The sequence below is a fragment of the Nocardiopsis sp. ATB16-24 genome, from assembly GCF_030271535.1.
Classification (GTDB): Bacteria; Actinomycetota; Actinomycetes; order Streptosporangiales; family Streptosporangiaceae; genus Nocardiopsis.
Genome location: NZ_JASCXJ010000003.1, coordinates 90,039 through 103,443 on the forward strand (window position 1 = coordinate 90,039; position 13,405 = coordinate 103,443).

Annotated in this window: 15 protein-coding genes and 1 tRNA gene; 8 read left to right on the forward strand and 8 right to left on the reverse strand. The window is 69.1% G+C overall.

What is annotated here, in order from left to right; all coding sequences use genetic code 11:
• Positions 1 to 3: 3 nt before the first annotated feature.
• A complete protein-coding gene (fdhA, locus tag PFX91_RS04660) occupies positions 4 to 1,227 on the reverse strand; it encodes a formaldehyde dehydrogenase, glutathione-independent (protein ID WP_285729657.1) in 1,224 nt (407 codons plus the stop codon).
• Positions 1,228 to 1,433: 206 nt separating this feature from the next.
• On the opposite strand from fdhA, the gene PFX91_RS04665 reads away from it, so the two are divergent.
• Positions 1,434 to 1,506 (forward strand) — tRNA-Thr (locus PFX91_RS04665).
• A 421-nt stretch (positions 1,507 to 1,927) separates the two neighbouring features.
• Here the strand turns inward: PFX91_RS04665 and PFX91_RS04670 are convergent.
• The 4 genes from PFX91_RS04670 to PFX91_RS04685 form a co-directional block, all read right to left on the reverse strand.
• Positions 1,928 to 2,278, reverse strand: coding sequence for a hypothetical protein (locus PFX91_RS04670; protein WP_285729658.1), 351 nt, complete (start codon positions 2,276 to 2,278; stop codon positions 1,928 to 1,930).
• Positions 2,275 to 2,523 carry a hypothetical protein gene (locus PFX91_RS04675; protein ID WP_285729659.1) on the reverse strand — a complete coding sequence of 83 codons (249 nt, stop codon included), beginning with the start codon at positions 2,521 to 2,523 and terminating at the stop codon, positions 2,275 to 2,277. The genes PFX91_RS04670 and PFX91_RS04675 overlap by 4 nt, the downstream gene beginning before the upstream one ends.
• Positions 2,524 to 2,809: 286 nt before the next feature.
• The gene (locus tag PFX91_RS04680; RefSeq protein WP_285729661.1) at positions 2,810 to 3,025 is read right to left on the reverse strand and encodes a DUF397 domain-containing protein; all 216 of its coding nucleotides are present in this window, start codon (positions 3,023 to 3,025) and stop codon (positions 2,810 to 2,812) included.
• A gap of 155 nt (positions 3,026 to 3,180) precedes the next feature.
• Entirely contained in the window at positions 3,181 to 3,375 is a 195-nt protein-coding gene (locus tag PFX91_RS04685; protein WP_285729663.1) for a DUF1918 domain-containing protein, read from the reverse strand.
• A 232-nt stretch (positions 3,376 to 3,607) separates the two neighbouring features.
• Between PFX91_RS04685 and PFX91_RS04690 the strand changes: the two genes are divergently transcribed.
• Complete coding sequence (locus PFX91_RS04690) at positions 3,608 to 4,501, forward strand: oxidoreductase (RefSeq protein WP_285729664.1); 894 nt, start codon at positions 3,608 to 3,610, stop codon at positions 4,499 to 4,501.
• Positions 4,502 to 4,566: 65 nt separating this feature from the next.
• Here PFX91_RS04690 and PFX91_RS04695 read toward each other — a convergent pair whose 3' ends face one another.
• Together PFX91_RS04695 and PFX91_RS04700 are read right to left on the reverse strand one after the other, a co-directional pair.
• On the reverse strand, positions 4,567 to 7,098 hold the full coding sequence (locus PFX91_RS04695) for a penicillin acylase family protein (protein ID WP_285729666.1): 2,532 nt from the start codon (positions 7,096 to 7,098) through the stop codon (positions 4,567 to 4,569).
• Between the two features lie 212 nt (positions 7,099 to 7,310).
• A complete protein-coding gene (locus PFX91_RS04700) occupies positions 7,311 to 7,976 on the reverse strand; it encodes a hypothetical protein (protein WP_285729667.1) in 666 nt (221 codons plus the stop codon).
• Positions 7,977 to 8,036: 60 nt separating this feature from the next.
• On the opposite strand from PFX91_RS04700, the gene PFX91_RS04705 reads away from it, so the two are divergent.
• Both PFX91_RS04705 and PFX91_RS04710 read left to right on the forward strand, forming a co-directional pair.
• Entirely contained in the window at positions 8,037 to 8,474 is a 438-nt protein-coding gene (locus PFX91_RS04705; protein WP_285729668.1) for a very short patch repair endonuclease, read from the forward strand.
• Positions 8,475 to 8,669: 195 nt separating this feature from the next.
• Entirely contained in the window at positions 8,670 to 8,951 is a 282-nt protein-coding gene (locus PFX91_RS04710) for a DUF1540 domain-containing protein (protein ID WP_285729669.1), read from the forward strand.
• A gap of 78 nt (positions 8,952 to 9,029) precedes the next feature.
• Here the strand turns inward: PFX91_RS04710 and PFX91_RS04715 are convergent, their stop codons facing one another.
• Positions 9,030 to 10,253, reverse strand: a complete 1,224-nt coding sequence (locus PFX91_RS04715; RefSeq protein ID WP_285729671.1) for an MFS transporter — start codon at positions 10,251 to 10,253, stop codon at positions 9,030 to 9,032.
• Positions 10,254 to 10,528: 275 nt separating this feature from the next.
• Here PFX91_RS04715 and PFX91_RS04720 point away from each other — a divergent pair, with 275 nt between their 5' ends.
• The 4 genes from PFX91_RS04720 to PFX91_RS04735 all read left to right on the forward strand — a co-directional run bounded on the left by PFX91_RS04720 (position 10,529) and on the right by PFX91_RS04735 (position 13,348).
• Entirely contained in the window at positions 10,529 to 11,188 is a 660-nt protein-coding gene (locus tag PFX91_RS04720; protein ID WP_285729673.1) for a hypothetical protein, read from the forward strand.
• A gap of 10 nt (positions 11,189 to 11,198) precedes the next feature.
• Positions 11,199 to 11,645: a phage holin family protein gene (locus PFX91_RS04725; protein WP_285729675.1), complete on the forward strand. Its 447-nt coding sequence runs from the start codon at positions 11,199 to 11,201 to the stop codon at positions 11,643 to 11,645.
• Positions 11,621 to 12,196, forward strand: coding sequence for a DUF3618 domain-containing protein (locus PFX91_RS04730; RefSeq protein ID WP_285729677.1), 576 nt, complete (start codon positions 11,621 to 11,623; stop codon positions 12,194 to 12,196). Before PFX91_RS04725 ends, PFX91_RS04730 begins: the two co-directional genes overlap by 25 nt.
• Positions 12,197 to 12,355: 159 nt before the next feature.
• Positions 12,356 to 13,348, forward strand: a complete 993-nt coding sequence (locus PFX91_RS04735; RefSeq protein ID WP_285729679.1) for a YihY/virulence factor BrkB family protein — start codon at positions 12,356 to 12,358, stop codon at positions 13,346 to 13,348.
• Positions 13,349 to 13,405: the final 57 nt, after the last annotated feature.

Genomic DNA, 13,405 nt, shown 5'->3' on the forward strand with positions numbered 1-13,405 from the left:
CCGTCAGCCTCCCGTGCCGAGGTAACCGTTCGGGTCGAGCACGTACTTGCTGGCCGCGCCCTTGTCGAAGGCCTGGTAGCCCTCGGGGGCCTCCTCCAGCGGGATCGTCACGGCGTTGACGGCCTTGGCGATCTGCACGCGGTCGTTCATGATCGCCCCCATCAACTGCCGGTGGTACTTCATGACCGGGCACTGTCCGGTGAAGAAGGCGTGCGACTTGGACCAGCCCAGCCCGAACCGGAGCGACAGCGAGCCCTCCTTGGCGGCCTCGTCCGCGGCACCGGGGTCACCGGTCACGTACAGGCCGGGGATACCGATGGAGCCACCGGCCCTGGTCACGTTCATGGCGGTGTTCAGCACGCTGGCGGGCGCCTCCTTGTGGGCGTCCTCACCGGTTCCGTGGGCCTCGAACCCCACGGCGTCCACCGAGCAGTCCACCACGGGCTCGCCCAGGAGCTGGTCGATCTGCTCCGCGGGCTCGCCTTCGGAAATGTTGATGGTCTCGCAGCCGAAGCTGCGTGCCTGGGCCAGGCGCTCCTCCTTCATGTCGCCGACGATCACCACCGCCGCGCCCAGAAGCTGGGCCGACACGGCGGCGGCCAGTCCCACGGGCCCGGCGCCGGCGATGTAGACGGTCGACCCCGTGCCGACACCCGCGGTGACACAGCCGTGGTAGCCGGTCGGGAAGATGTCGGAGAGCATCGCCAGGTCGAGGATCTTCTCCATCGCCTTGTCGCGGTCCTCGAACTTCAGCAGGTTCCAGTCCGCGTAGGGCACCAGCGCGTACTGGGCCTGACCACCGACCCAGCCACCCATGTCCACGTAGCCGTACGCCGAACCCGGGCGGTCGGGGTTGACGTTGAGGCAGATCTCCGTCCGCCGCTCCTTGCAGTTACGACAGCGTCCGCAGGAGATGTTGAACGGCACCGATACGAGGTCACCGACCTTGATGTACTCGACGTCGGGTCCGGTCTCGACCACCTCGCCGGTCATCTCGTGCCCCAGGACCAGGCCCTCGGGTGCGGTGGTGCGCCCTCGCACCATGTGCTGGTCGCTACCGCAGATGTTGGTGGCGACCACCTTCAGGACCACTCCGTGTCCTACTTTGCGGCCTACGTTGGCGGGGTTGACCCCGGGACCGTCCTTGATCTCGAAGTCCGGGTAGTTGAGGTCCTCGACCTCGACCCTGCCCGTTCCGCGGTACACGACGCCTCTGTTGCCGGCCATGTCCTTCCCACCTCTCCGCCCCCGGGTGGGGGCGTTTGCCTCCCCCTATCCGGGTGGAGCGGTGGCTAATCGGACGAAATGTACCTTCTGTCACGATCTTTGCCCGGGTGGCGTGGTGAGTGCGACGGGGATCCGAGTAGGCCTGACGGCTCCGGACCCGGTACCATCTCGGTGGGACGTGGCCATGACCATGGCCACGAAGGCCCGCCAGCGTAGCTCAATTGGCAGAGCAATCGCCTTGTAAGCGATAGGTTAGGGGTTCAAGTCCCCTCGCTGGCTCCGAGAAGCGGTGAAGGCGCAGGTCACCGCGCCGAACGAACGGCCACCAAGGAAACTCCCGGGTGGCCGTCGCGCACTCGTTCAGGCTTCAGACCTATCGCCTTTCGACGCCGATGATCCCTTTCCCAGGGCCGAGCACGCCCACCTTCCTCAGCCCGTCCGACCGTGTTCCGAGAAGGTCGCGGACACCGCTTCGTCGCCGAACACCTTCTGGCCGACGGTTGGGCGTGGTGGTTCAACGTCGGGGACTCCTGAACCTACCGGCTGACGGGTGAGCGCCCGGTCCAGTTGACCGAGGACGACTCGCCCCCACCGGAGCCCCCACGGTTCGGTCGTGGGGGCTGCCTTGTCGAGGGTCGGGCCGCTTGTCGAGGGTTACGCGAGGGTGGCGAGCAGCGGGGCGCTTTCGTTGGATTCGGAGTCAGGCGGACGTCAGGTCCGACAGGGAACCCGTCTGGCCCTCCATCCGATCCACGGTGGGCCATCGTGGTGTCCCGGCGCCGGCCGCATGCAACGCCGTGCGCAGCACCGCGGAGGCCTTCGCCGAGGCCTCGACCGGGTCGTCGGTCCTGACGATGATCTCCACGGTGAACAGGAGTCTGTCGGCATCGCTGCTCACCGTGGAGTCGGTGATGGTGCTGTCGCACTCCTCCAGCGTCATCAGCTCGTCCAACAGCCGAGCGGCGTAGTCGTGGAACTCGTCCTGGCCGACCGGATGGGAGAAGCTGACGTGAAGGTCGGTCCCCACCATCATCGCGAGTCGACTCGTCACCGGTCCTCCTCCTTCATGCACCTCTGCCGCTTGGCCCACCGGATGCTCTCCTGGAAGTACCTGGGGTTTCCCGGAGTGAGGTGGATCGACCTGGCGTGGCTGCCACAGGGGCACTTGACCCTGTAGTACTTGGGAGGATCCTCGATCTTCCATCCCATGGCGTCGAATTCCTCCAGGGCCTTCTGCCCGTCCGGCTTCTGGTGCCTCTTCCAGTACCCCAACCGCGCCGCCCAAGGTTCCCTCATTATGTACCCGCTGTCGAGAGTGAAACTCTAACCTTCGCCCAACTCACACACAGGCGAACAGCGGAACCGTTCTCAAGCGGTCACCGAACCCCGACCCACTTCGACGCCGGTTCGCCGCCCCTCTCGTGGGAAGGGGCGGGGTCCTTTCTCCTCTCCGGGTAGAGGACCCCACGGTTTCGGTCACCCGACCACCGTGGACCCACCGGGCCAGTGACCAAGCGGGTGGTGCGCGGTGCGGTGAGCCACGTCGGCCCCGTGGGGTCACCGGCCCGGGTGTCGCAGTTCCTCAGTCGGCGGGGAGAGGCACGCTGGGAAGGCGTCCAGGGGCCTTCTCGCCGTTGACGACCTGGTTCAGGAAGCTCTCCCATTCGGCATGGGGAACGGTGATCGTGGGGCCCTGGGACTCCCTGGTGTCACCGATCTCCACCATGCCCTTGCGTGGGACGCGGACCTGGACGCACCCCTGCGGGTTGCTGCTGTAGCTGGACTTCCTCCACCTCATGGGCCCCTCCTCGGCGCCGCCGGGGTACCTCGGTAGCCGCGAGGTGCCCCGTCCGGCGGGCAGTGACGTCTCGTGGGGCGGCGGGCGTCGTGCCCGCCGCAGTGTCGACCCCGGCTTCGGCCGGATCGCGCTTCGGATGGAAGGTCTGAGGATGCTCAGTCCACCGGGTGCCGGGGTTCCACCACCGTGTTGGGTCCCGGGTAGATGAGCTTTTCCTCCCCGTCGGGGAACCGCACCACGTACGGCGGTCCGTTGTCGGCTCCGCGTACCTCCACGATCTCCCCGGTGTGCTTCCCGTCGGTGCTGGTGACCCCGTGCGTGTGCACGTAGTCGCCGATGGACGCCCGCATGGCTCCCCCGTTCCTCGCTGGTCGCATCGGTCGCGAACGGGGGTCTACCCGGGAGGCGGGTCCGGTGAAACGGGACCCGTCCAGGCTCGACCCCCCGGGGGGGAGTGGCCATAGGACGTGGCGGCGTGCGTTTCGGTTGCGGGAGGGGGAGGCCCGCCCCGGCGGACCGGGGTTCGCGGCGTCGTCACCACCGGCATGGACAACCCCCGAACGACTCCCTTACCGTGTCGCAATGGACACCACAGCGGTCAGAATCCCCGATCTCACCGGACGAACGGCGATCGTCACCGGCGCCAACAGCGGTCTGGGCCTGGAGACCACGCGAGTACTGGCCGGAGCGGGTGCCCATGTCGTGCTCGCGGTGCGCGACGAGGACAAGGGCCGTGTCGCGGCCGAAAGCGTCAGGGGCAAGACCGAGGTACGTCACCTGGACCTGGCGGACCTGTCCTCCGTGCGCGCCTTCGCCGACCGGTGGCAGGGCGACATCCACCTTCTGATCAACAACGCGGGCATCATGGCGGTGCCCAAGGGCAAGACGAAGGACGGCTTCGAGTCGCAGTTCGGCGTCAACCATCTCGGCCACTTCGCCCTGACCAACCTCCTCCTGGAACAGGTCACCGGACGGGTGGTCACCGTCTCCTCCAGCCTGCACCGCATGGCCAAGGGCATCGACTTCGACGACGTCGCCATGGATCGCGGCTACAGCCCCTACAAGGCCTATGCCCGCTCCAAGCTCGCCAATCTGCTGTTCACCCTGGAGCTACAGCGCCGCCTGGAGGACGCGGGTTCCACGGTGCTCGCCACGGCCGCGCACCCCGGCTACGCGACGACCGACCTCCACGGCTATGGATCCCATCCCCTCCTCCGCGGGATCACACGGCTGAGCAGCCGGGTGTTCGGCCAGAGCGCGGCCAACGGCGCCCTCCCCACGATCTTCGCCGCCACCCAGGACGTCCCCGGAGCGGCCTTCGCCGGGCCCAAGTCCATGGGCGGCACGCGTGGCGCCCCGGCCCTGTCCAGCCGGAGCGAAGAGGCCTGGGACGGCCGTGCCGCCAAGCGCCTGTGGGTGCTCTCGGAGGAACTCACGGGGGTCTCCTTCCCCTTCCCGCCCGCCGACCGAGCCTGACCCTCCCCGGAAAGGGGGGAGGGCCCCGACCGACGAACCGTCGGCGGGGCCCTCGGCGGTCACCGTCACGGGTTCAGGACCAGTTCCTCACTCGTGGCCTCGCGGACCGCCTCCTCACTGACCGCGAACGGCAGGGTCTCGCCCCTGCTCCACGGCTCCAACTGGTCGTCGTAGTGGGGATGGAAGGCGTGTCCGGAGTTGCCGGTCAGGTGGATCCAGGTGGAGGCGTCCCGGTCGGACATGTCCACCACCATCCGCATCGACGGGACCGAGGTGATCCCGTATCCCGAGGCGGGGTCCCACCCGGTGGCGTTGACGATGCTCGCTCCGCCGGAGCTCTCCACCGGCCCCCGGTTGAACAGCCACTCGACCACGCCGATGCCGGAGGTCCCGAAGGATTCGTGGGTCGCGGTCAGGGTGTGCAGGTCGCCCCACCGCCACTCGGCGGGGTCCTCGCCCAGCAGTTCGGTCAGCTCCTCGGCGGCGGCGTCCATCGCCGCGGCCAGCACCTCCTCGCGTCCGCTGACCTCCTCGCCCTGCCACCAGGCGGAGTCGGGGTCCTCCACCAGTCGTCCCACCACGTACATCCCGCGTGAGCTTCCGCTCATGGACAGCGGCTCCAGCTCGTCGAACAACAGCGGCAGGAGCTGACGCCAGGTGGCCTGGTAGAACGCCGCGCCGGCGGAGTCGGTCTCGGCGTACAGGTCCCACTCGCGCAACTGGTCCTGGGCCAGGGCGGTGGTCCCGTCCACGTCCGCCTCCAGCAGGTGGGGGACGAGGTCGGCCGCCGCCGCGTGGAACGAGTCCATGTGGAGTCGCTCCATGTCCTCGACGGTGAGCGGGCCCTCCTCGATCGCGTCGGCGAGAAGGACGTTGATGCGCTGCGACCTGTATCCGTAGTCCCAGTCGTCGGTGAGCAGGTGCTCGTAGTCGGCGTCCACCACCGACTGGTTGGCGGTGACGATCACGCCGGAGTCGGGGTTGTACACGCTCGGCAGCTCCTCGAAGGGGATGTACTCCTTCCAGTCGTAGTCGGAGTCCCACCCCGGAGCCGGGTAGCGGCCGTCGCCCTTGCCCCGGACCGGTACCACGCCGGGCGTCTGGTAGCCGATGTTGCCGTCGTTGTCCGCGTAGATCAGGTTCTGCGCGGGGACCTCGAACCGACCGGCGGCCTCGCGGAAGTCGTCCCAGTCACGGGCCCGGTTCAGGGTGAAGACGGCATCCGCCGTGGCACCCGGCTTCAGGGCGGTCCACTGTAGGGAGACGGCGTACTCGTCGCCGTCCGCGCCCTCCAGGTCGGGGTCCTCGGCGATCCGTGCCAGGTCGGCGCCCGCGGCGGTGTCGGACAGCAACGGTCCGTGGTGGGTGGAGCGTACGACGATGTCGACGTCCTCGCCGCCCGCCACCCGGATGGTCTCCTCACGGGTCTCCAGCGGACGGGTCTGGCCGTCGACCACGTAGCCGTCGCCGTCGAGCTGTTCCACGTACAGGTCCATGACGTCGGGGTTGACGTTGGTGAAGCCCCACGCGATCGACTCGTTCTGGCCGATGACGACACCGGGCAGACCGGAGAAGCTGAACCCGCTGACGTCGAAGGGGCACTCCTCGGTCAGCTCGGTGCAGTGCAGGCCGATCTGGTACCAGGTGGAGGGCATGGACGCGCCCAGGTGGGGGTCGTTGGCCAGCAGGGGCATGCCGCTCTCGGTGTGCTCGCCGCCCACCACCCAGGAGTTGGAACCGAGGTCGGGGCTGGTGCTGGGGCCGAGCATCCGCGGCAGGTCCTCGGCGGCCTCGGCCACCTCGCCCAGGGCCGCGGCGACCCCGTCGGGAAGCTCGGGGGAGCGGTGCTCGTCGGCCTCGCGCAGGTCCGCCTCGGTTCCGGCCTCCAGGTGGTCCTCGGTGGCGGTGATGGGCAGGTGCTCCTCGAAGGGGTAGGTCGGGTAGAGCTCCTCGACCTGCTCCTCCGTCAGCCCGGCGTCGAGCAGTCGGGCGCGCTCGCTCTCCTCGCGCATGTTGCCGCCCAGGTCCCACGCCATGGCCTTGAGCCAGGCCAGGCTGTCGACCGGGGTCCACTCCTCGATCTCGTGGCCGCCGTTGAGCACGGAGAGCAGGGCGTACTCCAGACTCGCCTCGGCGCCGTCGTGCTCGTCCAACCAGGCGTTGACCCCGGCGGCGTAGGAGTCGAGGTACTGCCGGGTCTCGGGTTCGAGGAGTTCGTACTCCTGCTCGGCGACGCGCCGCCACCCCATGGTGCGCAGGTAGACGTCGGTGTCCACCTGGTCGGGGCCGAACAGCTCGGCGGTGCGGCCGGCGGTGACGTGGCGACGGAAGTCCATCTCCCAGAAGCGGTCCTGGGCGTGGGTGAACCCCTGGGCCAGGAAGAGGTCGTGGGCGTTGTCGGCGTAGACGTGGGCGACGCCGTGCTCGTCGCGCAGCACGGTGACGGAGGATTCCAGGCCCGCGACGGTGAGTTCGCCGGAGGTCTGCGGGAACGACCTGCGGACCGTCCAGACTCCCAGCAACGCGGCCACGAGGGCCAGTACCACGACGGCGGCAAGAAAGCCCAAAAGCACACGAAGTAGGACACGTTTACGCATTACACCCATGGCGGAACCCTAGAGTGTCCCCACTCACAGCCGCCAGGGATCGGAAGAGGCCTGGTCCCAATTGTTACCAACTGGTAGAGCGCGGGGGTTTCGGCTCTGACCACGGTGAATGAGGGACCTGGGTTCTCGGGCTTCCGGACCGGTTCTGGCGCAGGCTCGGACTAGCCGAAGCCTGTGCCAGGACCGGTCCGGGGCGGGAGCGCTCACCGACGACCCCGGTTCGCCCGTTCCATCTCCGGGATGTGGTCCGGAGTGACCAGGCCCTGGTGGAACGCCGAGTCCATGAGGCACACGGCGGTCTCCCTGTCCACCCCCAGGAGGGTGTCCGCCAAGGTCCGCACAGGGGTGGTCACGCGGAGCGCGCCGCCGTCGAGGCGGGTGACCTCCGTGGGGAGCGTCTTCCAGGAATGCAGGGTGATCCCCGGGACGTGCCGATGGGAGCCGCGCCCCGGTAGGACCATGTGCACCGTGCGGTGGTCCCACGCGGGCAGGCCCTCGACGCCCCACAGTCGGGCGGCCGTCTCGCCTCCCGCGAACGCATCCCCGCCGAGCGCGAGTTGCGCGGCCATGACCGTGGTGCGCAGGCGCAGGGTCGGGTCCGCGAGGTCGACCAGGGACCGCACGGCGTAGACGCGCGGATAGGGGCGCCGCCGGTCACCGGCCCGCATGAACCGACGGATGTCGGTCTTGGTGAGCCCGGCTTCGTGGGCCTGGTACCAGGTGAGAACGCCGTACCGTCGGGCGGCCGTCGCGAAGGCGGCGGCGCCGGGAGGAAGGAGAGAGAGGCCATGGTCCCAGGGTGCGAGAAGGGGACGGCCCGTGTCCGCGATCCGGGTGGCCTGTGGACGACCTGTCGCCCCAAGACCCACGGGCGTCTCGCCCAGGTGTCCCCGTTCACGAGGACCCGTTCTTCTCCCTAGGATGGTCCCGTGGTCGCACGAAGACCCACCGGGGCGGCGAACGCGGGCGTCCGCCGGAGCATGCGGGCCAACAAGGGCCGGGACACCCGTCCCGAGTGGGAGATAAGACGCCGTGTCCATGCCGCGGGTCTCAGGTACCGCGTCTCCGCCCGACCCCTTCCCGATTTTCGCAGAACCGCCGACCTGGTGTTCTCCCGCGCGAAAGTCGCGGTCTTCGTGGACGGCTGCTTCTGGCATGGCTGTCGGGAACACCACACCGTGTCGAAGACCAACGCCGAGTACTGGTCCGAAAAGGTACGAAGGAACCGGGAGCGGGACCAGGAGACGGACCGCAGACTCACCGCGTCGGGTTGGACGGTGGTCCGGATCTGGGAGCACGAGGACCCTCGGGAAGGCGCGCGCAGAGTGATCGATGCGGTGCGGTCCGCTCTTCGAGAGCGGAGTTGACACGCCGTGGTCGAACGGCGGTGCGGCCCTTTCCACCTCGGTCGTCATCCGAGCGCCGTTCCGGTGACGCCCACACCAAGCCATCCCCAAGACTTGGTCGGCTTCCGGGCGGCACGGAGTGGTCTACCGGAAGTCCGGCGCTTCGTCCAGCAGCCTCTGATGCATCGTCGATGTCTTCGGAGGACCGCTATGGACATGCCCGTGGTGAACTCGTGCCAGGTGGACGCCTGCGCCTACAACGACCAGCACACCTGCCACGCACTGGCCATCACCGTGGGGAACAGCAGCAGCCACGCCCAGTGCGACACCTTCTTCGACGCCGACGTCCAGGGGGGCGACCCCGGTCACGTCGGTCACGTCGGCGCCTGCAAGATGGGCGACTGTCAGCACAACGTCCAGTTGGAGTGCCAGGCGCCGGCCATCGCCGTCGGTCTCCAGCAGACCCAGGCGGACTGCCTCACCTACGCTCCCGCCTGAGGTCCACGCCGCACGTGTGCCGGTGACCGGCCCAGGGCGCGCTCTTCTCCCGCTCCACGGACGAAGGACGCGCCCTCCTCAGGCCCGGGGGCCGGTCTCCGTGGCCTCGGTGAACCGCGTCGACTCCGGCAGTGCCCTGGCCAGTACCTCGGCGGCCACCGCCGTGACCACGCCGACCGCGCTCATGACGGTCACCGCCCACGTCAGCCCGAGTGATTCCCACAACCCCCCGAAGGACACCAGGACCAGTGCCCTGACCAGGCCCGCGACCATGCCCAGCATCGAGAACATCGTGTTGCGGTCGGCGTCGGTGAACATCAGCTGCTGCCACACGCCCGACAGCACCCCGGTCAGGCCGATCAGGAACTCCGCCGCCACCAGCCCCAGGGCCAGCGGCAGGAGACCGTGCGCGGTCAGGACCAGGGGAAGGCCCACCAGCGCCGCGAGCATCGGCGCCCATGTACGGGGGCGCCGCCCTCGGTCGACGAACCTCGCGCACACGGCGCCCAGCGCCAGGGACGACGTCATGGCCAGCAGGGTCACCCCGTTGAGCCGCACGTCCTCACCGTGGGTCGTCAGCAGCAACGGCTGCCAGGACACCACCAGCAGGGACGTGCCGGCGGTCAGGGAGGCGGTCAGCGCCACCAGGGGCAGGAAACGACGGCCGGCCACCAACCTGGCCGAGTCCCGGATGATCGTGGTGAGCCGCCTCCCGGGCTGTCCCGGAGAAGGGGGGAAGCACACCGGGGCCAGGAGCGCCAGCGTCACCAACAGCAGTCCGCCCGCCATGACCAGGGTGTCGGCGGGCCACCAGGTTCCGGCGACCATCACCGAGGCCGCGCCCAACACCGCACCGCTGTTCCCCGCGACCTGGCCGAAGCGCACCGTCCGTGAGATCCGTTCGGTCCGGGCGTGGCTTCCGATCCGATTGACGACCAGGGCGGTGAGCGTTCCCGACTGAAGGGGGAAGCCGATCGCCCACAGGCACATGCCGCAGAACGTCGCCACGAGCCCGTTGGCGAGGCCGAACAGCGCGAAGCCCGCGCCCCACAGGGCCAACCCCACCACCATGAGTCTGCGGTGCCCGAACCGGTCGCCCAGCGCTCCGCTCGGGGCCTCGATCAGAAGCGACACCAGGTTTCCCGCGCCCAGCGCCAGACCGAGCAGCCACGGGTCGACCCCTCGCCCCAGCAGGATCGTGACGAAGATCGCGCCGAAAAGGAAATCAGCCGTCGCGGACAGAACCGTGAAAGAGACGTAGGGGGCCAGTAAGGACGATTCCCGGGCCTTCTTCGACGCCATGGATTTTCTTTTCCTGGGAAGGTGGTGCGCTGTCACGGACGGAAATTCCGCCCACGTTAGCACGCTTTCTTTTCGGCGTGTGAGAGATGTGTCCGGTCCGCCTCTCACGCGAATGGGAGGGAAGGGCGAGGGTTCCGGGGAGCACACTCGTGGGGCCTTCCACCAGGAAGGACCTCCTTCGTCCCGAGGTGTGCGGTGCGGACGTGCATAGCCGGGCGGCTGCGGGGTAGCCGGGTCTCAACCGGGTAACAGGCCGATTCCAAGGAGGCTCGGTAATGCACTCACAAGAGGGAAGAGGCGGACTCGGAGAAACGGGTGAGCGTCTGACGTCGACCGCCCAGGGGGCGGCGGGCGAGGTGGCGTCCACGGCGGGGGAACAGGCGAGTTCCCTCGCCCATGAGGCCCGATCCGAGGCCCGACACGTCACGGAGGACGTGCAGGAGCGGCTCCGCGAGGAGGCCGACGAACAGGCCCGGCGGACGTCGGAGAACCTGCGCCGGTGGTCCGAGGAACTGTCGTCCATGGCGGAGAACGGTGACCCCGGATCCCCGGTGAGCGGCGTCGTACGCCAGGTCGCCCAGAGCGGCCGTGGAGCCGCCGACTTCCTGGACCGCCGGGGGGTGGAGGGCCTGGTGGAGGAGACCAAGAGGTTCGCGCGTCGTAGGCCGGTCGCCTTCCTGGCCGGAGCCGCCGTGGCCGGGTTCGCGGTCGGTCGGATCATCAAGGCCGCCTCCGACGTCTCCTCCTCCGGGACGGACGACCACGAGGGGCGTCCTGAGGTGCTCCCCGCCGGTGAGCAGGTCCAGCCGCCCGCACCGCGTATGAGCGACGCCGGCCCGCGTGGGGAGACCTCGTTCTCCACACACGCCACGTCCCGGCCGGAGGAACCCGGTCCGTCTCCCTCGGACCGCGGAACGCCGGGGCACGAGTACTGAGGGGGCTGACATGGCAACTCCTGGGATACCGCCGCAGAAGGGCGGGGAGGACCGCACCTCACCGCCGGAGACGGTCGGTGAGGACCAGTCCATCTCCGAACTCCTCGGAGAGGTGACCGGCGACCTACAGACGCTGTTCCGTCAGGAGGTGGCGCTGGCCAAGGCCGAGCTCCGCGAGGAGGCGGTCAAGGCGGGCAAGGCCGCCGGGCTCCTGAGCGGGGCCACCGTGGCCGGGTATCTGGCCGTGCTCCTGCTCAGCCTCGCGGTCATGTTCGGTCTGGCCGAGCTCATCGGCCTGGGTTGGGCCGCGCTGGTCGTCGCCGTGGTGTGGGCGATCGTCGCCGCGGTGCTGGCCGTCGTGGGACGCAACCGGATGCGCGAGGTCTCGCCGAAGCCGGAGCGCACCATCGAAACCCTCAAGGAGGACGCGCAATGGGCGAAACACCCGACCAGATAAGACAGGACATCGAACGGACCCGGTCCGAACTGACCCATGACACCGACCGCCTGCTGGACCGGGCCAACCCGCGTAACGTCGTGGACCGGAGCACTCGCCGGATGCGGGACAAGACGAGGCGGATGAAGGACCGCGTCATGGGATCGGTCCCCTCCTCCGGTGAGGCGGCCGAGGGCGTCCGGAACACCGCCGACCAGGCGACCGACATGGCGAAGTCGGTGCCCGAACAGGCCGTGCGACAGACGCAGGGCAATCCCATCGCCGCGGGGTTGATCGCCTTCGGGGCCGGTCTTCTGGCCGCCTCGGTCATCTCCGAGAGCCGGGCCGAGCAGCGGGCGGCGCAACGGGTGGCCGAGCGCGGAGGACCGGCGGTCGAGTCGGTCCGCCGGTCGGTGGCGGAGTCGGCCTCCCACGTCAAGGAACAGGCGAGGGAGTCCGCGCAGGCCGCGGGCGAACACCTCAAGGACAGCGCCTCGGACGCGGCCCGAACGACGGGTGAGCACGCCCGCCACGAGGCGAGGTCCGCGGCGGACGAGATGCGCGGTTCCTGAGCCCGGCGGGCCGTGAAGGCCGTCCGGGACAGGTGCCGCCGGTCGATCCTCTCGTGCGGTGAACGCGCGGCGGGCGAAAGGGCCGTCGGCCCTTTCGCCCGCGCCCTTTCCTGGTCCCGTCCGTCGGGGCCGGCGGGGAAGTGAGGGAAGGAGCAGAAGATGGTGGAGCGCAACTCCTCTGCGGCGGAGGGTGGGCACCCTTCCCGAGGCGGGAGCGAGGGGCCGACCGACATGCCGCCGACCTCCTGGTGGGCGTCGCTGCGACGGACCGTCGGCGAGTTCAAGAAGGACGCCCTGGCCGACCTCGCGGCCGGCCTCACCTACTACGCGATCCTGGCGATCTTCCCGGCACTCCTCGTGCTGGTCTCCCTGGTCGGTCTGGCCGGGCCCGAGGCCACACAGACCCTGAGCGAGAACGTGTCCAGGGCCATGCCGGCGGACACCGGACAACTGGTGACGACCGCCATCGAGAACCTCCAGAGCAACCAGACGGCCGCAGGTGTGTTCGGTCTGATCAGCCTCGCCGTCGCCCTGTGGTCTGCCTCCGGTTACATCGCCGCCTTCATGCGCGCCTCCAACGTCGTCTACGACGTGCCCGAGGGCAGACCCATCTGGAAGACCCTGCCGATCCGTGTCGGCGTCACCCTGCTGATGGTCGTCCTTCTGTCCCTGACCGTGATCGGCGTCACCCTCAGCGGAGGGGTCGCGCAGCGGGTCGGAGAGCTGCTGGGGTTGGGGTCGACCGTGGTGACGGTGTGGGACATCGCCAAGTGGCCGGTGCTGCTGCTCATGGTCGTGTTCATGATCGCGCTCCTGTACTGGGCCTCGCCCAACGCCAAACGCGGGTTCCGCTGGGTCAGCCCCGGAAGCGTGATCGCGGTGGTGCTCTGGCTGGTCGCCTCGGCCGCCTTCGCCTTCTACGTCGCCAACTTCGCGTCCTACGGCAGGACCTACGGCAGCATGGCGACCGTGGTCATCTTCCTCGTGTGGTTGTGGATCACCAACATCGCGATCCTGCTCGGTGAGGAGTTCAACGCCGAGATCGAGCGAGGACGTGCCATCTCCGAGGGGACGCCGGAGACCGAGGAACCCTATGTCGAGATGCGTGACCGTCCCAAGAAGAAACACCGGGCGCACCACCGGCAGAAGTGACGCCGTGTCGGCGTACCGGGGGGTCGCCCGGAAACGTCGCCGGTGTGAACGGCGGCT